Here is a 26,170-nt window from a genome sequence, read left to right as displayed (position 1 = left end):
TTTTTGGTGCTAATACGTAAAAAAAGAGTTGTCTTAATATAAAACAGACAACTCTTTTTATTTTTACTCTTCATCAAAGTCTACGTGTACTTTTCCTACTGGAGTATTTATATCTATATAAGATAAATTAAAGTTTTCGTCCATAACATCTATCTTGTATTCAAAGAATATATCATCTTCTTTTTTAGACATAAATATATAACTACCATTTTCTTTTTCTTCTATTTCATCACATATTTCTTCATATATTTCTTCTCCACTTATAGCTCCATTGTATCCCGCATTTTTTATTTTTTCTTCTATTAATTTATATATTTCTTCCATTTAATTACCTTCTTTCTATTCATATGTCACATATAGTCTACAATCAAAATTTATATATTGTCAATTATATTAAATATTTTTATTTATAATATTTTTCTTTTAGCTTATTAATTTCATATTCATCTGAACCTTTAGCTTTACCTATATTACCATCTAACATCTTCCAAGCAGTATTATGCATATCTACTACATCTACAAAATCACCTTTTTTCCACTTTTCCAGAGTTTCTAAAAAAAACTTTTTATGACTTATATCTGATTTTTCTACTACAACTATAAGTTTATCTATATTTTGTGGACTTGGTTCTATAAATCCTATCTTTTTATTTTCTTTTGCTGTTATAACTGGATTTGATATCCAATGAACTAAGTCATATACATTATAATTTTCAAACTTAAAAGATTTATTATCTTTCATTCCATTATAAGCATTATCTAGCATACTTTGATATGTATCTGTATAAGTTACCTCTTTGCCTGTTTCAGACTTAACTTTTTCGCCATTTTTACTTAACTGATTAGTTGTACTATCATTTTTAAAAATCATAAATCCTGCAGTACCTAAAATTACTACTGAAATTAAACTAATTATCCCTATTTTAACTTTATTATCCATTTTCCCCTCCAAATAAAATCATCTACTATGTAAGTATAAGTACTTTATTATAAACTCTATAAAGTAATATGATATCCCCTTTTTATCATATTATTATATTTAATATTAAATATAATAATATTCTATAATTTTATTATTACATCTATACTATAAAATTGTCAATAAAATGCAAAGAAGAGGCTATTTAGCCTCTTCTTTAATTAACTCCTAATTTCAAAGCTGTATTTAGTCGTTTAAGTGGTAATAACGCAATTAATATAGTTGTTAATATTCCTTCTACTCCTACACTAGATACATTATATATAAACGAATAGACAAATACATTCATTCCTTTTGGTGCATAGTCTCCGAAAAATACTACTCCTGATATTATATTCATAGAAACACTTAAAGCTACTGCAAATAAGCATCCTAATACAATTTTTGATTTCTTTTCATTTCCAAATGTTCCTGCTAGTCCAAGTAACATTGTTGGAAGTATATAATCAAGTAAAAATTGAGCTGGGTGTATTATATACACATCATTTAAAAGTTTAAGTATCCCATATACCAATCCACCAGTTATTCCTACTGGGTTACCATAAAGTATTGATAATAACATTGTTGGCAACATAGAAAATAAGGATATCCCACCACCTTGTGGATATTTTATAAATTCAATCATATTCAATATGTAAGATATAGCACTAAACATACCTATAATAACTACTGTTTTAGTAGTAAATTTAGTCTTTTTTAATCCTTTTATATAATATATAAAAAATACTATGCTAAGTACTATTATAACTGTATTAATCATTTCTAACCCTCCATATAAGTTTTATAAAGCTTTTTTCCACTTTATACACTCTTCATATATATCATCAACATTTAATATAGCTGATACAACTGCATAACCATCTATATTTACACCTTTAAATAAGCTTATATTATTTAAATTCATTCCACCTATTAAAACCTTCGGTATATCTACGTTTTGATCTATTTCTTTTAAAGTATCTATTGTAACTATGCTAGCATCACTTTTAGTTGTAGTGTTAAACATTGCTCCTACACCTATATAGTCAGCTCCACCATCTTTAGCATTCTTTGCTTCTTCTACACTATGTGCTGATACTCCAATAATTTTATCTTTACCTATTAAAGTTCTTACTTTATCTACAGGTATATCACTTTGTCCAACATGAACTCCATCTGCATCACAAAGCATAGCTACATCTACTCTATCATTTATTATGAATAATGTATTATATTTTTTTGTAAGTTCTCTTAGCTTAATAGCTTTTTCTAAAAACTCTTTACCTCCTACATTCTTTTCTCTTAATTGTAATGTAGTTACACCACCTTTAAGTGCATCTTCTATACATTTATAAAAATCTCTATTTTTAAGTATATCTGAATCTGTAACTAAATATAGTTTTAATTTGTCTTTCATAATATCGCTCCCTTAATTAGAAGATAACTTTAATACCTTCTTAAATCTATTTATAGGTAGTAATGCAATTATTATTGTTGCAAGAACACCCTCTACTCCAGCACTAGATATATTATATATAGATGAATATACCACTACATTCATTCCTTCTGGTGCATATTGTCCGAAAAATACTACTCCTGATATTATATTTACAAGTACACTTAAACTAGTAGCAAATAGGCATCCTTTTACTATATCTTTTTTTCTTTCTCTTCCAAACTCTCCAGCTAGTCCAAGTGCCATAGTCGAAAGTAAGTAATCTAGTATAAACTGTGCTGGATGGACAATATAAATCCCATTTAATAACTTTAATAATCCAAATATCATTCCTCCAGTTACTCCTGCACATCTACCATATAAAATAGCTAATAACATTGTTGGCAACATAGAAAATAATGTTATCCCTCCACCTTGGGGATACTTTATAAAGTGAATCATATATAATATAAATGATATTGAACTAAACATAGCTATTGTAACTATTTCTTTTGTAGTGAATTTTGTTTTACGCATTTCTTTAATATATAAATAAAATAAGAAAATACTTATAATAATTATTACTACGCTTGACATATTAAATCTTCCTCATTTACATCTTCATATGCCATATTCCAAAAATCCATTTCATATATACTTGATTTTTTAAATATATCTATAAGTTTTTTTCTTTCAACTTCACTAATATCACTACATAATTCATTTGTATAATTTAGCCATTCATTTAATACATTATCAAAGCTAGAATCCATATACATTTCAATCCACTCTTTATAATAATTTCCTTCTAAATTATCTTTATATGTATCATATAGATAATGGCCTATATAGTTATAACTCCAGTTGCATGGTAGTGTTGCCATTACTATTTCTTTAACATCTCCTGTTAATGATGTAGCTTGCATGTAACTAGTATAACTACTAGACACCAATTCATAATTGCATTTTTCAGCAACTTTTGGAGGTACCCCTAATTTTTTCATGTATGTAATATGTATAGCTGCTTCATCTTCAATAGCACCTTTAGCTGCTGCATTGAAAAATTTCATTTCTTTTACTGTGTCTGCTTTAATCATTCCCATAGCAAACACCTTTGAAAATTCCTTTAAGTATAGATAATCTTGTATTAAATATCGTTTAAATTTTTCTTTAGGTAATGTTCCTTCTCCTATTTCTCTTACAAAAGGATGTGTTAAGTAACCTTCCCATATATCTCTAACCTCTTCGAATAAACAGTCTGTAAATTTCACTATAACACCTCCATTTTTGAAAATTCTTCTAAAATATTCTCATTTAATTTGTATATATTATCCATTAGTTTAACTTTAAAACTTCCAATTCCTATGTCATCTCTATCTGCTAATTCTCCACATACAGCCATAGTTAAAATACCCATAACTGCTGAATTTAATTTATCATCACATGAACCTAGATAACTACCAATTAAACTAGCACTCATACAACCTGTTCCCGTAATATTTTTTAGCTTAGGTGTTCCATTTAAAATTTTTATCATTTTTTCACCATCAGTTATGACATCTGCTCTTCCTGTAGCAACAACTACGCATTCAAGCTTTCTAGATATTTTTTTTATAATATTATCTATATTTTCTTCCTCATCAAAAGAATCTACACCTTTTCCTTTTACATCAAATCCACCTATATACTTAATTTCAGAAATATTTCCCTTTATAACATCAAACTTTACTTCATTTAAAAGTCTTTCTACTAATTTACTTCTAGATTTAGTTGCAAATACCCCTACTGGATCTAATACTACAGGCTTTTTGAATTTATTAGCTACTTTACCTGCTTTTATAAATAACTCTATATGCGAAGAATTCATAGTTCCTATATTTATAACAACTGAGTTAGCAATAGGTATTATTTCTTCTACTTCTTCATATGAATAGCTCATTAGTGGACTCGCTCCTAATGCTAAAGTTATATTTGCGCAATCATTTATAGTCACTTCATTTGTGTAATGAAGTACTAATGGATTTATGTGCTTAACATTACTTAATAGTTTATACATCTCTTTTCTCCCTTTATGTAAATATACTTATTTATTTTCATCAAACTTATAAAAATGATGTACAGGCCCAACTCCTGACCCTATATCAAAACTGTATCTTATTGCATCTGTAATATATTTTTTAGCATTAGAAACTGCATCTACTATGTTGTATCCTAATGCTAGATAAGCAGTTATTGCAGATGATAATGTACAACCTGTTCCATGAGTATTTTTCCTATTTAACCTTTCACTTTTATAAACTTCAAAAATATCTTTTCCTATAAGAACATCTACTGCATCTCCATCCAGGTGTCCACCCTTCATCAGTACATATTTTGGTCCTAAATTAAGTATCTTTTCTCCAACTATCTTCATATCTTCCACGTTTTCAATTTTCATACCTGTTATTTCTTCTGCTTCTAATGTATTTGGAGTTACTATGTACGCTTTAGGTATAAGGTACTTTATTAAATTTTCTTTAGCTTCTGGTTTTAATAATGAATATCCACTTTTAGAAATCATTACAGGATCTACTACTAAGTAGTTAGTTTCATATTTATTTAGAGTATCTACTATAACCTTTATTATTTCTGGGCTTGAAACCATACCTATTTTTACAGCCTTTGGAGGTATATCATCAAATACTACCTCAATTTGTTTTTGTATTATTTCTTTACTTAAATCTTCAACTAAAAATACTCCATGTGTATTTTGAGCTGTTATAGCTGTTATTACACTCATTCCATAAGTACCTATTGCACTGAAGGTTTTTAAATCTGCCTGTATCCCTGCTCCTCCTGAAGAATCTGATCCTGCTATTGTAAGTGTTGGTATTTTATACTTTTCCACTTAATGTTCCCCCTTTAGTTGTTTATATATAAAAAAGCTATATCCCTAGTATGTAGGAATATAGCTTTTGATTTACTAATTAAATAAATTTCATTTGTATATTTAGTAATGCTTTCCTACGCTGGTATTATCCAGATCAGGTTTGAGGGTTAATGAAAAATCATTTCTCAGCCATTAGGCACCCCTAGCTATTCATTTTATATTACAGTTTAATTATAACTCAGTATATATATATGTCAACAAATTCCTACTTAAAAAAACACTGATAAAGATTTAACTTTATCAGTGTTTTTATCTAAGCTACTTCAAGTTTTTGTTCATATCCTTTTTCAAACTCTTTTTCACTACTTGCAACTACTAAAGTACAAGTATTATCTCCCATAACATTTACAGTAGTTCTAAACATATCTATTATTCTTTCAACTCCCATTATAAGACCAATACCCTCAAGTGGAAGTCCTACTGATTGAAGAACCATAGATAACATTATCATACCAACTCCAGGAACTCCCGCTGTTCCCACTGAAGCTAGTGTTGCTGTTAATACAATAGTTATCATATCATTAATACTTAATTGTACTCCATATACTTGAGCTATAAATAATGCTGCTACCCCTTGCATTATAGCTGTTCCGTCCATATTTATTGTAGCTCCCATAGGAATAGTAAATGAACGTATACTCTTACTTACACCCATCTCCTCCATTAGTTCTAAACTTACTGGTACTGATGCATTACTTGAAGCTGTAGAGAAAGTTACAGCAGCTACTTTTGTAAATCTTTTTATAAAATCTCTTAAACTAAACTTAGTAAATATTTTTAAAGCTCCTCCATAAACTACTGCTACATGTATTAGCATACCTAATAAAACTATTACTATATATTTAATTAATGATCCTATAGCTTGTGTTCCAACAGTTGCAAATGTATTTGTTATAAGAGCAAATACTCCAAAAGGTGCAAATGACATTATTACACCTACCATTTTCATGCATATTTCATTTGCACTTTCAAATACTTTTTTAACAGGTTTTGCTTTATCTCCAACTAAGCTCATTGAAATTCCTGTAAGCATAGCAAAAAATATTATTTGTAACATCTCCCCTTTAGCAAATGCTTCTATTGGATTTGATGGTATTATATTTAAAATAATATCTGTTAATGATTGGTTTTCAGACATTGTTGTTGTTTGAGTTGCAACTGATCCTAAATCTAATCCTGCACCTGGTTTTAAAAGTACTCCTAACGCTAGTGATGTACATATTGCAATTGCAGTTGTTATTAAATAGAATCCCATAGTCTTAAATCCTATTCTTCCTAATTTCTTAACATCTTCCATAGCAGATACCCCGCATACTAGAGATACGAATACTAGTGGTACTACCATCATTTTTATAGCTTTTGTAAATCCGCTTCCTATAATATTTATAACTCCATCTAATATTAATGTATCTTTCATATAGCTTGATGGCATTTTACTAATTATTAATCCAAATACCATTCCTAAAAATAACCCTATTAAAATTTTACTAGTTAGTCCAAACTTCTTCATGTCTATACCTCCGTGTCTTTGTTATATTTATATTATATACTATTTTCGAGGTTTTGTGTATTTTTTTAAAGTTTTCGACATTTTATGTTCATTTTTAGTTAATTAAATTAAGTTATTATATTTTTAACTTTAATTTTATTTGTATTTATTCTATTTTACTTTAGTAATTCTTCAATATTGCTAAAAAAAACTTAAATATCAAACTATTACATATTTTTCCTATAATTAAATTCTTTGTATAACGATTATTTTTCTTAATATAAATAAAAAAGTACTACAAATAATTATATTTGTAGTACTTTTATTCATTATTATAGTATTTATCCTAATATTTGTATCTCTATGTTTTGTCTTCCAAAGTTTATACAATCAGCTTCACTATTCATAAATATATCTATTTTATTTCCTTTTATAGCTCCTCCACAATCTTCTGCAGTAAATACCATATCAAACTTAGGTATATAAACTTTAGTTCCATAAGGTATTACAGAAGGATCTACTGCTATAGTTCCCCATTTAGGAGTAGTTCCTGTAGCTGTTATTGTATGTCCTGAGTATGCACTAGCATTTACAGTCATTAAACGTCCACTATTTCCATTGTTAGAAGTGTTAGTTTCTTCTTGAACTGGTTCTTCTTTCTCAACTACATTATTATTTGTATTATTACTTTCTTTTACTTCAGTAGTAATTTCTTTAGTGCTTTCTTCTTTAACAGGAGCAGCAACTGCTTTTTCTACTTGCTTAGGTGCTTCAACTTTTTTATTAGCAGCTTCTTTAGCTTTCTCTAAAGCTTGAGATTCTGTTAATACATAATCTCCACTTACCCAACCTTCAGCTTTATCTTTATCGTCTAATTGTATTTTATACCATCCATCTTGTTCTTCTAATATCTCTATCTCAGCTTTATTATCTAGTGATCCTATTTTATCATTTTCTATAGATGGCCCTTTTCTTACGTTTAATTTAGTTGCTGTTACTTCTCCCTTTTCTTTCTCTGTATAATCTCCATTTATCCAACCTTCTTCTCCATTAGATAACTTAACTTTATTCCACCCATCATTAGTTTCTACTATTTCAACTACCATACCTCTATCTAGTGATCCTATTCTGTCATTTTCTACAGATGGCCCTTTTCTTACATTTAACTTATCAACTTTAACTATTTCTTTTTCAGCTGCGTATACACCATTTGTAGATGCATATATTCCCCCTATTACTAAACCTAATGTTAATATTAATGATTTTTTTGCTCTTTTATTCATACTCATATTTTATCCCTCCAAATTAATTAAACTATATATTTAAAATTTACTTATCTGCTTTGATAATTAGTTTCAGCTTTTGTAACCATTTTGTAACTTTTTATTAATATTAATATATATTTTGTAATTTGTAAACAAAATTCACATAAACTTCACATTAAAAGTTACAACTTAGTTACAATTTTCAAATTAATAATCAATACTTTTATGATCTATAAATTAAAAATTTAATTACTTATGAAGAAATTATTTATTGTATGATTTTGCTAAATATATTCTATAATTTTATGTAAATGAATTTAAAAACTATTATAAAAACTTATATAAGATATGTATATAATTCAAGTTTTATAAAATCTCTAAGTTATGACTTAGTAAATGATATTAATAAAATTGATTCGATAAACAATATTTATAAAATTTAATAAATAAAAAATGAGTGAAGATTTCTTCACTCATTTTTATATAACTTAACTAACTTTATTAGCTATATCTTCTTTTGTATTTGTCTTCTTAGCTATAACAGGAAGTATTAATCCGATTCCCATTAGCACTAATGGTGTTATAACATTTAAAGATACTCTAAATATCCATTCTGGACTAAATGCTGGTATTTCTGTTGGGAACATACCCATTATACATGCAAATGCTGTAAATCCAAAACACCAAGCTCCTACTATAAATCCTAATTTATCACTTTTTATAAACTTATAATCAGTTTTAAACTTGCTACTCATCTTTTTAAGACCCATATAAGCTAAGAATACCCATAAGTATCTCATTGGCATTACAACTGAGTTTAGTTTTAATAGCCAGTTAAATAATTCATTTGTGTTTCCTATTCCTAAAGCAGGAACTATTATTAATGTAGAAACTAATATTGCAGTCATTATGTATCCATTAACTAATACACCATTTTTATTTGTTTTAGATAATGCTTTAGGTATAAATTTATCATCTGCTTCACCTAATAAAACTCTAAGTGGTGCATCTATAGAAAACACTAGTGCAGATAATTGAGCTGCTGTGTTTGCTAATGCATAAACTATAACAAATAAACTTCCTAATCCATAATATTCACCTAATAATTGGAATGCATAATATTGGCCATTCATCATTAAGTCTTCAGGTATAGCGTTAGCATTGAACATCATACCCATAGCTATCGAACCTAAAAGAGCACATATAGCAACCATTCCTGCTAAAACTAACATTCCTTTAGGGAAGTTTTTAGATGGATTTTTAGTGTTATTTACATAAGGAGATATTTTTTCACATCCTCCAACTGCAAACACTAACATAGATAAAGTAGTTAAATATGCAAAATCAAATTTAGGTATAAATGATTTTGGTGTTATATCAGGTGTTGCAATAGCATGTCCTGTTATAGCAGGAGCTGCTAATCCTAATACTATGTATAATAGAGACATAACAAACATTGACATACCTGCTACGTTACCTATAACTTTTAATACTTTAACTCCTTTTGTTGATACATATAAGAATATTAAAAATACCGCTAAAACCATAGATTGTAGTATTAAAGGATTTAATTCTTTTAATACTGTAGATAATTCTCCTGATGGACTAATTGCCCACGAAAGTGCTATTAATAAAGATTGTGGTTTTTGTGCTAAGTAAGGTACATGAACAACCCAATAAGTCCATCCTGCCATAAATGCAAGCATTGGAGTTGTTGTTGATCTTATCCAAGCTGAAACTCCTCCTTGAGAGTCTTTAAATGCAGAACCTAATTCCCCTACCATTAAAGCATACGGAACAAAGTATAATGCTATCATGAATATCCATGAAAATACAACTGTTAGGCCTTGGTTTGCAAAGTTGTTAACAACATTACCAAATCCCCATACCATGACAAATCCCATTAGTGCAATATTTTGCCACGTTAAATTCCTGTTTTGATCAGACATTGATGTTTTCCTCCTGAAAATTTTGTATGATTACGTTTTCTATTATATATTTTTATCGTACCTTGTCAATATCAATAATCAAATCGTTTTCACATGTATTTTTTCAAATCTTCTGTTAATTAATTGTATACATTCATACCCCCTTCAAAATGAATAATAGACGCATTCTGGTAATTTTTTACTTTATGTTAAAAAATAACTAATACCAATACTTTAATTCTTTACTTACTATTTTATTTTTTTGAACTATATATCCCCCTATCTTTCACTTTTTATAATTAGATTACTATTTTAAATAAAAAAAAATTTTTTTAATATTTTTCATATTCTCTAAATAATTTCCAAAATACTTTAATTACTTTAGTAAATACTATAATTGAATAAGAAAATTTTTTTAATTATATGGAGGTGTCTTCTTATGAGTACTAGACCTAATTATAAAAGTAATAGTAATGTTAAGCTAACTAATACAACAAAAAAGAGATTAGAAGGATGTGACCCGGCTTTCAAAAACGATTGTTCTACAAAGCAAGAGAAAAACAAAAAATACACAAATCAATTTAAATAAAGTTTATATTTATTTAATATTATAATTTAAATATTTTCTACATAAAATGCTACTTAATATTTATTATTTTTAAGTAGCATTTTATTGTTTATATAAAAAATAATCAGAAAATTTTTAATCAATTTATTTTTCATTAAAAAAATATTATTTTTTCAATTGCTAATTATCAGAAATATAGTTATACTCATAGTAAATATATTTAATTGTGAAATTTTTTTATTAATGTAATAAATTATATTTTTAACAATTTATTATATTACTAAAACTAATAATCTAATCATAAAATTGGCTAATCCTATTTTTATCATCATAAAATTCAATTTTTATAGTTTATCCTTAATTTTTTATAATTTTTTATTTATTGGGAGGAAATTTATATGGTTTTAAGAAAAAAACTAGCTTTACTATTCACTTTATCATCAGTTGGAGCATTATCTCTTTCAGGTTGTTCTAGTACTGATTCATCTAATGGGGGTACAGGTTCTTCTTCATCTATAGATCCTTACGCTGTCCTTGCAAATGAAAACGCAAGAAAAGCCATAGTAATGTCTATAGATAATAGCCAAATAGCAGATATAATACTTAACAATGGATCTAAATCCGTATCTTTTGTTACACCTGACAAACTAGCTTATACAAAAGATGGAAAAGATTATAGAGAAATAGTTGGAGATATGGGTTATAAATCAAACGATGAAGAAGCTAAAAAAGCTTGGGATAAAGCTAAAGAAGAGCTCAACTTTGATACTGTTACAATTGAGTTATTAACTTATGAAGGTGAGTATGGAAGAAAAACAGCTGAGTTTATACAATCAGAGCTTAATTCAAATCTAGAAGGATTAAATGTAGAAATAAAGCAACAACCTCTAAAACAAAAACTTGAACTTGGTACTAAGGGGGACTATCATATAGATTTAAACGGGTGGTCTGCAGACTATCCTGATCCATTAACATTCTTAGAACTATTTACAACACAAGGAATGTATGGTCAAAGATTAGCTTACTCTAATCCTGACTATGATAAATTAATAGATGAAGCAAAAGCTGCGCAAACTCCAGAAGAAAGTTTTAAAAAGTTTGGAGAAGCAGAAAAATTATTCTTAGATGGTGCTCAAATAGCTCCTCTTTATCAAGTTGGTAGTTCTCTACTTCAAAAAGATTATGTTAAAGATGTAGTTAGATATACTTATGGTTCTCCTGCTTCATATAAGTGGGCAGATGTTGATAAAGATGTAAAAGAATTAAATTTAACACTAGGCGGAGATATACCTACATTAGATGTAAGTAAAGCTTCGGACATGGATTCATTCTATATGTTAACAAATACTATGGAAGGTCTTACTAGAGTTGATGCTGAAGGTGTAGCAACTCCTGCTATGGCTGAAAGTTGGGAACAATCCGAAGATGGTAAGACTTGGACATTTAAAATAAGAAATGATGCTAAGTGGTCTAATGGAGATCCTGTAACAGCACATGACTTTGAATATTCTTGGAAAAGAACTTTAAATCCTGAAACAGCATCTCAATACGGATACGTTATGTATGATATAGTAGGCGCTAGTGATTACAATAATGGTAAAGTTGACAATGCAGATGGTGTTGGAGTTAAAGCTTTAGATGATAATACTTTAGAAGTTAAATTAAATAGACGCGTTAACTATTTTGATCAACTTATGTCATTCTGTGTATTTTTCCCACAAAATCAAAATTTCGTAGAAGCACAAGCTGACAAAAACGGTACTACTGCTGAAAACACTGTTTATAACGGACCTTTTGCTATGACAACTTGGAAGATGGATGACCTTTGTGTATTAAGTAAAAATGAAAATTATTGGGATAAAAATACTGTAAAATTAGATAAAGTTAATCTTAAAGTTGTTAAAGATTCTAACTCTGCTGTAAACCTATATGAAACTGGGGAGATAGATGTGGTTGGATTAACATCTGAAATGGTAGATAAGTATAAAGACTCTAAAGAGTTCATGACTACAGAAAAAGCAGAGATATACTTCTTGATGCTTAATAACAAAGGTGCTAAAAAATAATATAATTTTTTAAATTTATGTTTAGAAATCTAATTATTGTGTATATATATAGAGATAGCTTGCCTTAAATAAAAATTTTCTCTTGCCAAATAAATTTTTATTTATAAAAAATAAAAAAGGAGTTTCTTAGTTGATCGGAATAGCTAAGAATTAACTCCTTTTTTATTTTTATTATTTAAGCTTAGTTTATACATTGTCAATATTGTAGTCAGTAGATAGTTTTTCTTTGTATCCATTTATAAGAATAGATAAACCTTGTTTTATTTCAAATTCACTTGGTAATATTACAAATCTTCTTGCATCTAATATAAATTTACTTTCTTTATTAACTATATTAACACTTGAAATCTTTTTATTTACACTACCTTTCATATCTAATAGTAGCTTAGAGAATTCTCCCTTAGTTATGTTTTTTAATATTATATAAATTTCTTTTTGTGTAAGTAAATTATCAGTAGATACTCTTTCAACTTCTTCATTAAACATTTCCATAACTTCTTTATTACTATCTTTTATATACTTGTTTATCAGAAGTTTAGATCCTCTAGAAAATGTAACTGCTCCTATTATTATACATATTATATTTATAATAATATATAAGTTCATGTTGTCTATCAGCTTACCATAATTAGTAATTAATGAAACTAAAAGAAATGCTAGTGATCCACCAATTATTCCTAGTGATAACTTAACATTATTTATCTTTTGATAGTTTTTTTTATCTTCTAAGTAAAACTCTTCATCTATAGCATAGTTTCTATGCTTATATAGTTCTATATCAAATGATCCACTTGTAAAGTGTAAATTCTTTGCAAACCTAATATATGCATCTTTATCTACAGTGCTATCTAAGTTTAAACTTTCAATAAACTCTTCTCCATAAATCTTTATACTTCTTATAATAGACTTTATTAATGCCTCTTCTTTGGAATCTCCATTCCAAATAGAAAGTGCATATTCTATACATCCTGACATACCTAAAATGTGTTCAGTTTCTACACTTCCATCTATTTCAAAAAAGTCTACCCCTTTTACTTTCCCTTCATTAGCTATAATTTTAGCTTGATTATATGTAAAACTTCCTCTTTTTAATATCTTTTTTGGTTCTAGTGTGGATTGTGTCATACCTTCTTTTATTCGATCTTCAAAATCTGCTATAGCTTCCTCGTATTTATCCATAGGAATTTCTATACTTACAGGAGTTCCATCCTCATTTACAAATCTTAATTCTCCATAATTTAAGCAGGCATCTACACATCGTTCTCCACTACTACTATATTTACTTTTTAGTATTTTTATCATATATAATTTTCACCCTTCGCAAATGAACTTTGATTTATTCATTAATATTCACTAATTTCCTTTATAAACTTCAAGTTAATCTTCTTATTATATTACTTCTATTATAAATTATAATTAAAATTTAATAAAGCCAGTGAATTTATATAAATCAAATATATCTTTTAAAAGTCATCTTTACATGTCTTAAATCTAACTTAGCCTTAAGACATATATCTAAAGTTCGTGATAAAATTTCTAGAATAGATGCTTAACTTTTCTATGATATAAGCATTATTTACATTCATTTTCATACCCATTTTCAACTAATCCAAATCAGTTTGTTAATATATTATTAAAATATACAATTAAGAATACAACATAAAAAATGTTATATTCTTATATTTGTTATCTACTTTGAAGGTTATTTGCTATTGACCACATCTCATCTACAGCTTGTATTCCTTTACTATTGTATTGAAATGCTCTTTGTGCCATTATCAAATCTGTCATTTCAGATTGCATACTTACATTTGACATTTCTACATATCCCTGTAATATATTTGAATTATCCACTACCTCTACCAAATTCTCTTTAGCTGTATATAAATTATCACCTATAGATATAAAGTCTGCATCTCCTTTAGATCTATATAAGTTGACTTCACCTATTTTATTTTTATCTAAGTATACTTCACCTTTTTTATTTATGCTTAAATCTCCATTTTTTAAGTTAACATTCCCCATATTTCCATTAGTCATCTGTATATCCAATACATTTCCTTTGTCATCGACTAATTTTCCAGATGCATCTATGTTAAACTCTCCATTTCTTGTATATGCATAACTTCCATCAGGTCTTTTAACTCTAAAAAGTCCTTCTCCATCTATAGCTAAATTGCTATTTATTTGAGTTTCTTTTATAGCTCCTTGATTAAAATTTCTAGTTGTTTGAGATACTCTAGAGCCAGTTCCTGTTGTTGCATCTTTATCATTGTTTGGATATGATCTTCTATCCAATGTTTCTCTATATAGATCTAAAAAACTTATTTCTAATTTTTTATATCCTACAGTTTGTGCATTAGTTATATTATTAGATATAACATCTATGTTAGATTGACTTGCTAACATTCCAGATTTACTATTATGCATTATATTGTACATTTTTCTACCTACCTTACGCTTCCTATTTCATTAGCAATTTGTTTTAATGTAGAATCTATTGTTTGTATAATTTTTTGATTAGCTTCAAACTCTTTTATAGTTTCCATAGTCTCAGCCATAGTGCTTATATAATCTACGTTTGAACCTTCAACATATCCTTGTTTTATATAATAGTTATTTGCATTTATCGGGTTATCTCCAGAATATAAGTTATCTCCAGCCTTTTTTAAGCTCTTATAATCATTGAAATCCTTAATGCTAAATTTATATTTATTTACTCCATCTATATATATATCATTAGCTGGAGTTATATTTATTTTTCCATTTCCAACATTTATAGGTTCTAAAGCTCCTGTAGCATTATTTATACCCATAACATTATGACCTGCATTTGTTACCAAATATCCTTGTGAGTTAACCTTAAATGATCCATCTCTAGAATAGTAGGTATTTTCATTGTAATCCTTAACTTCAAAAAATCCATTTCCATTTATAGCAAAATCTGAATTATTTTCAGTTGATATAAAAGTTCCTTGTTTAAAGTTTGTATTTACTTCATCTATTCTCGTTCCTAAACTTATGTCTCCTAAGACTTGTTTTTTAGGAACTCCATTTACATAGTTATCATGATTTACTAAGGTCATTTCATCAAAGCTTTTAGATACTAGCGTATCTTCTTTGTATCCATTAGTTTTTATATTAGCCATATTGTTAGTTAAAACACTTTGTCTTTCTTGAAGATTTAACATTGCTGATACTGATGTATATAGTCCTCTTATCATATTGCCTCCTAATCTAGGTAATTTAATTTTTTCATCATACCTCTTAAGTTTGAAATAGCTTTTTTATTTAATTGTGATACCCTAGACTCAGAAACTCCCAATACTTCTCCAATTTCTTTTAATGTTAATTCTTCATAATAATATAATGATAATACTAATTTATCTCTTTCTTTTAACATATCTAGAGCTTTAGTCATAGTTTGTATCAATTCTTCTCTTTGAACAGACTCTTCTATATTTATAGAATTATCTTTTATTGTATCAATAAGTTTTAAATCATTTTCAGCATCTAAAACTACATTGTCAAGAGAACTTGTAGTTAAATTAAGAGTGCTTTTTTTTATGTTATGAACTTCTTTTTTAGATATATCCATATAGTTTGATATTTCATCTAATGTCGGTTGTCTAAGATATTTATGTTGTAAATGTTCTACACAATTTTTATAAGATTTTACTTTACTTAAGCATCCTCTAGATATAGTTGATTGCTTTCTTATTTCATCTATTATATATGATGTTATTCTTATAGATGCATATGTTGAGAATTTAACACCTTTACCTTCATCAAACTTATCACTTGCATCTAAAAGTCCCATCACTCCATAACTAACTAAATCTTCATACTCCATACCTATCTTATTTGTATAATATTTAGACGCAATACTTTTAACAATAGGCATATTTTCATTTATAAGCTCCTCTTTATTGATCATAACTATAACTCTCCAATCATTATATATTAACTACACCTTGAGATTTAATTTGTACATCACTAGGTATTTCATTTAATGACAATATTGTTAAGTTAGGAAAGACCATCTCTACTAATCTCCTAAATGGTGCTCTTATTTTTGGAGAAACTAATAATATAGGTCTATTATTGTTAAAGTTTATAGATTCTATAGTATTTTGTATTCCTTTAAATAATCTATTAGTGGTATCTGGATCTATAGCTGGATATGTTCCATTTACAGACCTTTGTAAACTATTAGCTACTAAGTTTTCTACTTCTGCAGATAGTGTTGCTACTGTAATTGAATTGTTTTCATCTATCAATTCAAAGCATATACTTCTACTCATCGCCATTCTTACATATTCGGTAAGTAGCTCTAAATCTTTAGTATTTCTTGCATTATCTGCTAAAGTTTCTAATATAGTTACTCTGTCTTTTATCGATACCTTTTCTTTTAGTAAATTTTGGAATATCTTTTGTACCTCTCCTAATGTCATTAAATCTGGTATTAATTCATCTACTACCGCACTATATCTTTCTCTTGTCGCATCAATTATGGCTTTAACTTCTTGTCTACCCATAAGTTCATGAGATTTTGCTTTTATCGTTTCTAATAAGTGCGTTACTAATATCGTTGTTGGATCTACAACCGTAAATCCATATAATTCAGCTTCTTCTGCTTTATCCTTTTCTATCCATAAAGCATCTAGTCCGAATGTTGGTTCCTTCGTTGATATACCTTCCATATCTGCATCCATTCCCATAGGATTCATACATAAAAGCATATTAGGCATAAGCTCATATGTGGTAACCGGTATACCCTTTATTTTTATAGTGTATTGATTTGGATTTAACTGTAAATTATCTCTTATTCTTATTGGATGTACAATTATCCCCATATCTATTGCACACTGTCTTCTTACAGATACTATTCTTTGTAATAAGTCACCACCGTTACTTTCATCTGCTAAAGGAATTATTCCATATCCTATCTCAACCTCAATAGGTTCTACATTTATTAAAGTAGAAACATCCTCTGCATTTTCTAAACTCTCTTCTGGAGTAGGTGGTTCTTCAATTTCATGTAAAGCTTCTTGTGCTCGTTCTTTTTCTTTTTCTTCTTTACCTAGCGTATATCCTACAAATATAGCCCCTCCTCCTAAAGTGAAAAACGATAATTTAGGAAGACCAGGTAAAAATCCTAGTAAAAATAGTACTATTCCTGTCATTAAAATAGCTTTTGGAATTGATACTAATTGTTTCCCAAGCTGAGTACTAAAGTTCTCATCACTGTTAACTTTAGTAACTAATATACCTGCTGAAGTTGATATAATAAGTGCTGGTATCTGACTTACTAATCCATCTCCTATAGTAAGTCTTGTATATGTTTGTATAGATTCCATAAGATCCATATCAAGCATTACAACTCCTATAACTATTCCTGCTAGTATATTTATAGTAGTTATTATAATACCTGCTATTGCATCTCCTTTTACGAATTTCGATGCCCCATCCATAGATCCATAAAATTCAGCTTCTTGTTGAAGATCTTTTCTTCTTTTTCTCGCTGTTTTTTCATCTATCATGCCAGCATTTAAATCTGCATCTATACTCATCTGTTTACCTGGCATAGCATCTAGAGTAAATCTTGCAGATACCTCTGATACTCTACTTGAACCATTTGTTATAACAACAAACTGTATTATTACTATAATTAAAAATATAATTATTCCTACTATATAATTTCCTCTAACAACGAAACTACCAAAAGACTCTATTACATTCCCTGCATATCCTTCTCCTAATATAAGTCTTGTCGATGATATATTAAGTCCTAGTCTAAATAAAGTAGTTACTAAGAGTATTGTAGGAAATATCGATAATTCTAATATACTAGTTGAAAAAATAGTCATAAGTAATATCAGCACAGAAAATCCTATGTTAACAGCTAACATTATGTCTAATAAAAAAGGTGGTAGTGGAATTATTATCATAAGTATAATTCCAATTATCCCAAATCCAACTAATATATCAGCTCTTTTTTTAAGCTTCAATTTTTCCATTTAAAACCTCTTTTTTACATTTTTTTATATCTATTTTTTATTTTATAAACCGCTACTAATACCTCTGCTACTTCTTGATACATTTTTTCTGGTATCTCTTGTTCAATCTCTACCTCTTTATATATAAGTCTTGCTAAAGGCTTATTTTCTATTATAGGTATATCATGTTCTTTTGCTATTTCCCTTATCTTAAAGGCTACTAAATCTGCTCCTTTTGCAACTACCATAGGCGCTTGATCTGTTCCTTTTTCATATTTTATAGCTATAGATATATGAGTGGGATTTGTTACAATTACACTAGCTGAAGGTACAGCCTCCATCATCCTTCTTGATGCCATTTCTCTTTGTTTTTGCTTTATCTTACCTTTTATTTCTGGATTACCTTCCATTTGTTTATGCTCTTCTTTTACTTCTTGCTTAGTCATTTTTAAATCTTTTTTGTATACATATTTTTGATAAGCAAAATCTAATACGGAAACCACTAATAAAGCTAATAGTATATTTTGTATTAAATCCTTAAGAAGTGTGATAATAGTCTCCATTAAATATGGTAAATATATATCTCCTGTTTTAAGTATTCCCATGAAGTTTTTCTCCATAAATGAATACCCTATCTTTAATAAAACCGATACTATAATTATACTTTTGACTAAATTTCCTAATGCTTTTTTCGAGAACATATTCTTAAATCCACTTAAAGGATTCAATTTTGATAGTTTAGGTTTTAATGGATCTCCAGTCATCATAAATCCACTCTGCATTAGGTTTCCTATCGCTGAAAATACTATTATTACCATACCAATAGGTATTATTAATTTCATAAATCCAGCTAGTGTCGTCATTAATAACTGTCTTACCATGGCTATAGAAAAATCCCTAGTAACCCCAACATTTAAAAACTTTACTATATAGTTTTTAAGTTCTGAAATTATAAAATCTGACATAGCATAAATTATCATCAGTACTCCCAATAAAGTTACTGTTGTTACAACTTCTTTACTTTTAGCTACATTTCCACTTTTTCTTGCATCTTTTATTTTCTTAGATGAAGGTTCTTCCGTTTTATCATCTGTAGATAATATTGCTCCTAATGGTGCCATAGCAGTAAAATACGAACTATGACTTAAAAAGGTACCATCTAAAATATCAGTCATATTAATTAATAAGTTGTGCATCTCATTTAATATAAATGGCAGTGATATTACAAAGAACATTATCCCCACTATAATTTTTAAAGGCATGCCTATAATCATTACATTTAACTGAGGGACACTTCTTGATATTAACCCCATTATAAAATCTGTTATTATAAGAGCTAATACTATTGGTACTGCAATTTTAAACCCTATTACAAAACATTGTACAAATACATTTACTATGTAACTATAATTATTTTGTAATATGGAATCTCCTATTTTTATAAGTTCAAAACTTTTACTTATACCTGTTATTAGTTTGTGATGTCCATTAATAGTGAAAAATACCATTATTCCAACCCAATAAATGATATTTTCAATTAAAGTTGTGTTGTCTTGGCTATTTGGATCATAGATGTTTATCATAGATAATCCTAATTGTTGATCTATCAAGCTACCTGCTATTTTCAAGCTATTTATACATATACTAGTTATATATCCTAAAACTAATCCTGTTACAGTCTCCATTACCGCTATATAAATTAAGTCATACATTGTAGTAACATCTACATTAATATTTATAGTAAAAGATATTATTGCTGATATAAATAATGAAAAAGTAACTTTAAATACTTTTGGTGTCCCACTTGGAAATATTAAATTTATGCATGAAAAAAATGCAATTAATCTAATGAATACAAATATCAATTTAAAACTAACCTTTTATACCAGCTATCATACTCATAATTTTATTAGTAAATTGCACTACCTCATTTAACATCCAAGACCCACCAACGACCAAAGTCAATGCAACAACTATTAATTTAGGTATAAAGCTTAATGTTTGTTCCTGAATCTGAGTGGTTGCTTGAAATATACTTACTAATAAACCAACTAATAAAGATAATATTAATATTGGACCTCCTACTAGCATGGCTGTGTACAAAGTTTCTTTTACTATACTAACTACTATACTTTCATTCATAATGAGTACTCTCCTTAATTATTGAAAACTTAATAATAAAGATTTAATTAATAAATTCCATCCGTCTACCATTATAAATAGTAATAGTTTAAACGGTAATGAAATCATAACAGGTGGAAGCATAAACATTCCCATCGACATAAGTACACTTGATACTACTAGGTCTATTAATAAAAATGGTAAATATATTAAAAAACCAATTTGAAAAGCTGTTTTTAATTCACTAATAGCAAAGGCCGGAATCAGTATATAAAGTGGTACATTGTTTCTTGTTAATTCCTTTTGGTCTACATCAGAATTTTCAACAAATAGCTTTATATCTTCTTGTCTAGTTTGCTTTAAAAGGAACTTTCTAACAGGTTGTTCAGCTTTTTCTATTGCTTCTTCAAATTTAATCTCATGTTCCATATATGGTTTTATAGCTTGTTCATTTATTTGTTTCACTGTAGGAGCCATAATAAACATAGTTAAACACAATGCTAATCCAACTAACACTTGATTTGGTATAGACTGTTGCGCTCCTAGTGCTGACTTTATAAACGAAAATGTAATTATAATTCTTACAAAGCTTGTCATCATAAATACCATAGCACTTAAAAACATTAGCATTGTTAAAACTACAAACATCTTCATTAAAGGAGTATATTCACTTACATATGGTGTTAGATTACTTAATGTCTCCATCTTTTTTCTCCTTTAGTTTGTTTATTAAATCCATTGTATTATATACATCTTTATGAAAGTTAATTTTATTAAACTTAACTTTCATAAAGTTAGACTTGTTGAACTTAAATTTATTACTCTTTTTCTTAGTCTCTATATCTTCTATCTCTTCTTTGCTTAGCTCTTTTATTTTTTCTAAGTTATTGGGTGATACTAATAAGACACATCCATCTTCTCCTGTTTTTAAAATAACAAGGTAAATATCTCGATTAATATTTACCTTTTCTATTACTTTTGCATATCTATAAATCCCGGCACCTTTTAAATTAGTACCATTTAATTTATATGCTACTAGTATTATTAAAAACATTAGTATGATAAATGTACTTAAATTAACTAAATATCTTAATGTCTCATCCATCATAATAAATTAACTTTGCTCCTTTTGAGTTTATTCATCATTTGTTTTTTTTGCTTGTTGCTCATCTTTTTGATCTACTATTAAAACATCTACTCTTCTGTTTATAGCTCTATTTTCTGGTGTTGAGTTATCTACTAAAGGTTTAAATTCTCCATACCCTTTTACTGAAAATCTAGTTGGAGCTACACCTTTTTCCCCAACAAAATATCTTACAACACTTACTGCTCTTTCTGTTGATAATTCCCAGTTTGAAGCAAACTGCGAATTATGTATAGGAACATTATCTGTATGTCCTTCTACTAAAATATCATTCTCCATACTATTTACTAATGTTGTTATAGTATCAAGGGCTTTTATACTACTTTCTTTTAAATCGGCTTTCCCTGAGTCAAACAATATAGTTTCGTCTAACTGTAATATTACGCCTCTTTCTTCTTCTCTAACTTTAATAACCTCTTCTAGGCTATTGCCTTTTATAGCTTCATTTACCTTTTTTACTAGATCTTCTTTAGTTTCATTCCCCTCACCTGCATCAACTTTTAACTCATCAAGGTTTTTTAATTCAGTTACAGCAGTACTACCTCCTAAAGATTCTTGTAAAGCTTTTGATAGTTGTTTTAGTTTTTGACTATCCACTGCTGATATAGAGTATAGTAATATAAAGAACGTAAGAAGTAGAGTTATAGTATCAGCATAGGTGTCCATCCAAGAACCACCTATATCATCATCTTTACTTTTTCTTCTCTTACGCGGCATGTGCTTTATCTCCTTCTATACCTTCTCTGCTATAGTAACTTTTCTTCTCTTTAGAAGATAAGAAATTAACTAATTTTTCCTCTATTACCCTGCTACTTTCACCTTTTTGCATACTTACAATCCCACACATCATCATTTCCATTTTCTCTAACTCTTTTTCACCTTTTATCTCTAAGTTAATTCCCATAGGAGTTAATACCCCATTGGCCATTAACGCCCCATAGAAAGTTGTTATAAGAGCTGCTGCCATACCACTGGCTATAGCATCTGGCGTTCCCATGTCTGATAGCATTTGGATTAATCCTATTAATGTACCTACCATACCAAATGCGGGTGAATATGCTGACCAAACCTTATACATCTTAGATCCTTTACTATAGTTATTTTCTAGTTCAGTCATTTCTATTTCTAATATCTCTTGTATTTCTTCTATATCAATTCCATCTATCGCAAGTTCTAGTCCTTTTCTTAAGAAGTCATCTTCAATTTCTGATACCTCTTGTTCAACTGCAAGCGGTCCATCTTTTCTTACTTTTCTAGATAACTCTTTGAATTGGTCAACTAAATCTACTTTATTAATATTTACAACTTTAAATAATTCTTTTGTCACTTTTAGACCTGCTAATATATCTTCCATAGGAAATGTTATACATACAGCTGCAAGTGATCCTCCTACTGTTATTGCTATAGAGGCGGGGTCTATAAAGGCCCCTATACCTGTACTTCCTTGCATTATCCCAAATAGTACAGCCCCTACAACAAAAACAAACCCAATAGGAGTTAATATATCAATTTTTTTCATACTAACCTCCTAGACTATCTTTTTAAATTTATTATCTCCTGTAATAACTCATCACTTGTTGTTATGACTTTACTAGCTGCTTGGAATGCTCTAGTTGTTACTATCATTTCTGTAAATTCTTCTGATAAGTCTACATTTGACATCTCTATTGCACCTTGATTTATTTTACCCATAACTTCAGTTTCTATAGGATCTCCTGAGTTTGCAGAAGATTTGTAAAGATTTCCACCTAATGCCTCTAATCCTTCTGGGTTTCTAAATACTGCTATATTTAATATTTGTTGAGTTCCTTTTTGTACACTTCCATCCTCATTTAATATTGGCATTTTTGATCCATCTTCTAATAAGTATGATATTTTTCCTTCTTTTGAAAAGTTAAAAGATAGTACTCTTTTTGAATCTTTTGATCCTACAGGAACGTCATTTCCATTTTCATCTACTGCTTTTGGTATTTTTATAGGCTTATCATCTTTTCCTAAAACATAATACCCCTCAGCTGTTACTAAGTTTCCATCATTATCTAAACTAAATGATCCATCTCTTGTATATGCATAATTTCCTTCTGATAATTGAACTTTGAAAAATCCATCTCCATCTATCGCTAAATCAGTTGGTCTACCTGTTGGTTGTATAGCCCCTTGAGTCATATTTTTAAATATTCCTGTAACTTTAGTTCCAATACCAACTTGCCCTGGGTTAACACCACCTATTCCATTTCCAGGCTGACTTGCATATATCATATTTTGGTATAGCGCATCACTAAATCTTGCTCCAGATTTTTTATAGGCTGTAGTCCCTACATTGGCAACATTGTTACCTACTACGTCCATCTTAGTTTGATTTGCCTTCATTCCACTAATTCCTGAATACATTGATTTTAACATGGTTTATACTCCTTTTTTCCTTGTAATTTTTGTATTAATTCCTACTTATTTTCACTTGCCTTTATTAAGGATCCATATTCTATGGATTTTAACTCTCCTGTTTCATCTATTCTAATTTCCATGTAGACAATTCCATCTTCTATTTTTACTCCTTCAACTACTCCAGTTAAAGTTTTAGGCTCATCGTCATCTACATTTTCTGAATCTATATCATCTACACTCTCTGGTTCAGTAGAATCTATTTCTTCATCTTCTTTTGGTGCATATACCTCTACTTTTTTTCCTATTAATGAAGAGGCTGTGCTAAGAGCTGAGTTTACTAAAACTCCATTTGTCATACCTAAAAGATAACTCATTCCATCATTAAGGTTTTGCATTTGCTCTAATGTATTAAATTGAGCTAATTGAGTTACATATTGAGTTGGATCTTGTGGGTTTAATGGGTCTTGATTTTGCATTTGTGCCACCAAAAGCTTTAAAAATAAATCTTTATCAGTTTCTTCTCCTGGCATTATTATATCTGTTCCATTTTCAGTTTTCCCTGAAGATTTTGTAGACTTTGTTTGTAAATTCATTTCTTTTACACTTTGTTTAGTTACGTTCATAAAATTATTCATATTATAACCTCTAAGCTAATATATTGAAGTTCTGCTGAGATATTTCTATCTCTTCTATTTCTTCTATAGAATTTTTTTGTCTATTATTATGTCTTTTTTGTTTTCTTTGTTCTTCTCTGTTTCCAAATTGTTGATTAAAGTTTTCTGAGAAGAGATTTTCATCATTCGACTTCATTGCAACAACTATATCTTTTGCTTTTATTCCTAAATCCATAAGGTGCTTATTTATATCACCTATGTTTTTGTTAAGTAAATTATAAGTATCTTCTTTACTTATACTTATTACAATTTTAGTTGCTTCACTATCTTTTATAAGTTTTATTGTCATTTCTCCTAATCCTTTAGGATTCATACTTACATTTATCTCTTCTAAATTATTAGTTTTTAAATATTTAACCATTTTTATAAAATCCTCGGTCATATGGTCTGACCTAATTGTTACCACTGGTAAACTTGGATTTTCAGATGTATTTTGTGTAAACATTTTATTTCCTTGAATATTAAATAGATTACCTTTATCATCTAATATATTTGTTAAAACATTTAAATCTTTATCATCACTATCTAATTTATAGTCATTGATGCTATTTTTATTTGAATTTGTAGATATATTTAATTCTTCATACGATTTTAAACTTTTAACTTGATCATTTAATTTCCCAATCATTTCTGCTTGAGTTTTATCGATTGTATTATCTATTTTAATAGTTTTTTCATCAGTTTTTTTCGACATTTTTTTTAAATCTAACTCATTATCTAAATTTAACTTATGAACTATTCTTTCAAACATATCAATAGTTTTTTCATCATTTAAAGTATTCACTTGTAAATCATTTTTAATTCCTAAAGCTTTATTGTCTAAGTTTAGTTTAAGGTCTGTATTTTTATCGATTGATTCTAGTGTATCTTCAATATTTTTTAAATACTTAGATATATCAAATTCATCTATTTTAGTATTAACTTTATCCATTTCAAAACTTATTATTTTTAATAAATCTAAATCTTTTAAGTTAATATCTTGATTATTAATGTCAATTTCTTTAAATGTATTTATATTAGCTATTAAGCTCTCTATTAATTCTTCAACACCTGATAAGTCGTCTTTCCCATTTTCATTTATTTCATCTAAAGAATTAATTATATCGTCAAATCCAGTACCAGTTGCTGAAGTTGAATTTGTTTTCGACTTCCCTGTCGCTATCTTCTCTAAGTTTGGAGAAACATTTAAATTTAAATTCATATACTATC

27 protein-coding genes and 1 riboswitch are annotated in these 26,170 nt (G+C 28.2%); of the genes, 2 read left to right on the top strand and 25 right to left on the bottom strand.

Annotated elements, in window-relative coordinates; all coding sequences use genetic code 11:
• Nucleotides 1-63: 63 nt before the first annotated feature.
• The 11 genes from ACEXNK_RS04350 to ACEXNK_RS04300 form a co-directional block, all read right to left on the bottom strand.
• On the bottom strand, nt 64-324 hold the full coding sequence (locus tag ACEXNK_RS04350; protein WP_373600061.1) for a hypothetical protein: 261 nt from the start codon (nt 322-324) through the stop codon (nt 64-66).
• A gap of 79 nt (nt 325-403) precedes the next feature.
• Entirely contained in the window at nt 404-940 is a 537-nt protein-coding gene (locus ACEXNK_RS04345) for a DUF6241 domain-containing protein (protein WP_373600060.1), read from the bottom strand.
• 196 nt (nt 941-1,136) lie between these two features.
• Nucleotides 1,137-1,739: an energy-coupled thiamine transporter ThiT gene (thiT, locus tag ACEXNK_RS04340; RefSeq protein WP_373600059.1), complete on the bottom strand. Its 603-nt coding sequence runs from the start codon at nt 1,737-1,739 to the stop codon at nt 1,137-1,139.
• 21 nt (nt 1,740-1,760) lie between these two features.
• Nucleotides 1,761-2,375, bottom strand: a complete 615-nt coding sequence (thiE, locus tag ACEXNK_RS04335; RefSeq protein WP_373600058.1) for a thiamine phosphate synthase — start codon at nt 2,373-2,375, stop codon at nt 1,761-1,763.
• A gap of 12 nt (nt 2,376-2,387) precedes the next feature.
• Nucleotides 2,388-2,990 carry an energy-coupled thiamine transporter ThiT gene (gene thiT / locus ACEXNK_RS04330; RefSeq protein WP_373600057.1) on the bottom strand — a complete coding sequence of 201 codons (603 nt, stop codon included), beginning with the start codon at nt 2,988-2,990 and terminating at the stop codon, nt 2,388-2,390.
• On the bottom strand, nt 2,978-3,664 hold the full coding sequence (gene tenA / locus ACEXNK_RS04325) for a thiaminase II (protein WP_373600056.1): 687 nt from the start codon (nt 3,662-3,664) through the stop codon (nt 2,978-2,980). The genes thiT (ACEXNK_RS04330) and tenA overlap by 13 nt, the downstream gene beginning before the upstream one ends.
• Entirely contained in the window at nt 3,664-4,449 is a 786-nt protein-coding gene (thiM, locus tag ACEXNK_RS04320) for a hydroxyethylthiazole kinase (protein WP_373600055.1), read from the bottom strand. Before thiM ends, tenA begins: the two co-directional genes overlap by 1 nt.
• A 27-nt stretch (nt 4,450-4,476) precedes the next feature.
• Nucleotides 4,477-5,280 (bottom strand): bifunctional hydroxymethylpyrimidine kinase/phosphomethylpyrimidine kinase, encoded by an 804-nt coding sequence (gene thiD / locus ACEXNK_RS04315; protein WP_373600054.1) that lies wholly within the window; start codon nt 5,278-5,280, stop codon nt 4,477-4,479.
• 96 nt (nt 5,281-5,376) lie between these two features.
• Nucleotides 5,377-5,476: riboswitch (TPP riboswitch) on the bottom strand.
• A gap of 99 nt (nt 5,477-5,575) precedes the next feature.
• Nucleotides 5,576-6,832, bottom strand: coding sequence for a dicarboxylate/amino acid:cation symporter (locus tag ACEXNK_RS04310; RefSeq protein WP_373600053.1), 1,257 nt, complete (start codon nt 6,830-6,832; stop codon nt 5,576-5,578).
• A 320-nt stretch (nt 6,833-7,152) separates the two neighbouring features.
• The gene (locus ACEXNK_RS04305) at nt 7,153-8,100 is read right to left on the bottom strand and encodes an SH3 domain-containing protein (protein WP_373600052.1); all 948 of its coding nucleotides are present in this window, start codon (nt 8,098-8,100) and stop codon (nt 7,153-7,155) included.
• 464 nt (nt 8,101-8,564) lie between these two features.
• Complete coding sequence (locus ACEXNK_RS04300; protein ID WP_373600051.1) at nt 8,565-10,025, bottom strand: amino acid permease; 1,461 nt, start codon at nt 10,023-10,025, stop codon at nt 8,565-8,567.
• A 418-nt stretch (nt 10,026-10,443) separates the two neighbouring features.
• Here ACEXNK_RS04300 and ACEXNK_RS04295 point away from each other — a divergent pair, with 418 nt between their 5' ends.
• Together ACEXNK_RS04295 and ACEXNK_RS04290 are read left to right on the top strand one after the other, a co-directional pair.
• Nucleotides 10,444-10,593 (top strand): hypothetical protein, encoded by a 150-nt coding sequence (locus ACEXNK_RS04295; protein ID WP_373600050.1) that lies wholly within the window; start codon nt 10,444-10,446, stop codon nt 10,591-10,593.
• Between the two features lie 377 nt (nt 10,594-10,970).
• Nucleotides 10,971-12,638: an ABC transporter substrate-binding protein gene (locus ACEXNK_RS04290; RefSeq protein WP_373600049.1), complete on the top strand. Its 1,668-nt coding sequence runs from the start codon at nt 10,971-10,973 to the stop codon at nt 12,636-12,638.
• Between the two features lie 186 nt (nt 12,639-12,824).
• On the opposite strand, the gene ACEXNK_RS04285 is transcribed toward ACEXNK_RS04290, so the two are convergent.
• The 14 genes from ACEXNK_RS04285 to ACEXNK_RS04220 form a co-directional block, all read right to left on the bottom strand.
• On the bottom strand, nt 12,825-13,940 hold the full coding sequence (locus tag ACEXNK_RS04285) for a hypothetical protein (RefSeq protein ID WP_373600048.1): 1,116 nt from the start codon (nt 13,938-13,940) through the stop codon (nt 12,825-12,827).
• A gap of 384 nt (nt 13,941-14,324) precedes the next feature.
• A complete protein-coding gene (locus ACEXNK_RS04280) occupies nt 14,325-15,080 on the bottom strand; it encodes a flagellar hook-basal body complex protein (RefSeq protein ID WP_373600047.1) in 756 nt (251 codons plus the stop codon).
• Nucleotides 15,081-15,088: 8 nt separating this feature from the next.
• Nucleotides 15,089-15,862 carry a flagellar hook-basal body complex protein gene (locus ACEXNK_RS04275; RefSeq protein ID WP_373600046.1) on the bottom strand — a complete coding sequence of 258 codons (774 nt, stop codon included), beginning with the start codon at nt 15,860-15,862 and terminating at the stop codon, nt 15,089-15,091.
• Between the two features lie 8 nt (nt 15,863-15,870).
• A complete protein-coding gene (locus ACEXNK_RS04270) occupies nt 15,871-16,575 on the bottom strand; it encodes a sigma-70 family RNA polymerase sigma factor (protein WP_373600045.1) in 705 nt (234 codons plus the stop codon).
• A gap of 19 nt (nt 16,576-16,594) precedes the next feature.
• Complete coding sequence (flhA, locus tag ACEXNK_RS04265; RefSeq protein ID WP_373600044.1) at nt 16,595-18,658, bottom strand: flagellar biosynthesis protein FlhA; 2,064 nt, start codon at nt 18,656-18,658, stop codon at nt 16,595-16,597.
• A gap of 14 nt (nt 18,659-18,672) precedes the next feature.
• Entirely contained in the window at nt 18,673-20,502 is a 1,830-nt protein-coding gene (locus tag ACEXNK_RS04260) for a fused FliR family export protein/FlhB family type III secretion system protein (RefSeq protein ID WP_373600043.1), read from the bottom strand.
• A 7-nt stretch (nt 20,503-20,509) separates the two neighbouring features.
• Nucleotides 20,510-20,779 carry a flagellar biosynthesis protein FliQ gene (fliQ, locus tag ACEXNK_RS04255; RefSeq protein WP_373600042.1) on the bottom strand — a complete coding sequence of 90 codons (270 nt, stop codon included), beginning with the start codon at nt 20,777-20,779 and terminating at the stop codon, nt 20,510-20,512.
• Nucleotides 20,780-20,797: 18 nt separating this feature from the next.
• Nucleotides 20,798-21,463, bottom strand: coding sequence for a flagellar type III secretion system pore protein FliP (gene fliP, locus ACEXNK_RS04250; protein ID WP_373600041.1), 666 nt, complete (start codon nt 21,461-21,463; stop codon nt 20,798-20,800).
• Nucleotides 21,447-21,866: a flagellar biosynthetic protein FliO gene (locus ACEXNK_RS04245; protein ID WP_373601557.1), complete on the bottom strand. Its 420-nt coding sequence runs from the start codon at nt 21,864-21,866 to the stop codon at nt 21,447-21,449. The genes fliP and ACEXNK_RS04245 overlap by 17 nt, the downstream gene beginning before the upstream one ends.
• Nucleotides 21,867-21,893: 27 nt before the next feature.
• The gene (locus ACEXNK_RS04240; protein ID WP_373600039.1) at nt 21,894-22,619 is read right to left on the bottom strand and encodes an OmpA family protein; all 726 of its coding nucleotides are present in this window, start codon (nt 22,617-22,619) and stop codon (nt 21,894-21,896) included.
• Nucleotides 22,609-23,421, bottom strand: a complete 813-nt coding sequence (locus ACEXNK_RS04235; protein ID WP_373600038.1) for a motility protein A — start codon at nt 23,419-23,421, stop codon at nt 22,609-22,611. The genes ACEXNK_RS04240 and ACEXNK_RS04235 overlap by 11 nt, the downstream gene beginning before the upstream one ends.
• A gap of 14 nt (nt 23,422-23,435) precedes the next feature.
• Nucleotides 23,436-24,305 carry a flagellar hook-basal body protein gene (locus ACEXNK_RS04230; RefSeq protein ID WP_373600037.1) on the bottom strand — a complete coding sequence of 290 codons (870 nt, stop codon included), beginning with the start codon at nt 24,303-24,305 and terminating at the stop codon, nt 23,436-23,438.
• Between the two features lie 41 nt (nt 24,306-24,346).
• Entirely contained in the window at nt 24,347-24,922 is a 576-nt protein-coding gene (locus ACEXNK_RS04225; RefSeq protein ID WP_373600036.1) for a flagellar hook assembly protein FlgD, read from the bottom strand.
• A 10-nt stretch (nt 24,923-24,932) separates the two neighbouring features.
• Complete coding sequence (locus ACEXNK_RS04220; protein ID WP_373600035.1) at nt 24,933-26,162, bottom strand: flagellar hook-length control protein FliK; 1,230 nt, start codon at nt 26,160-26,162, stop codon at nt 24,933-24,935.
• Nucleotides 26,163-26,170: the final 8 nt, after the last annotated feature.

The sequence above is a fragment of the Paraclostridium bifermentans genome (assembly GCF_964259345.1).
Lineage (GTDB): Bacteria > Bacillota > Clostridia > Peptostreptococcales > Peptostreptococcaceae > Paraclostridium > Paraclostridium bifermentans_B.
This window is presented reverse-complemented; position numbering and strand designations above follow the sequence as displayed.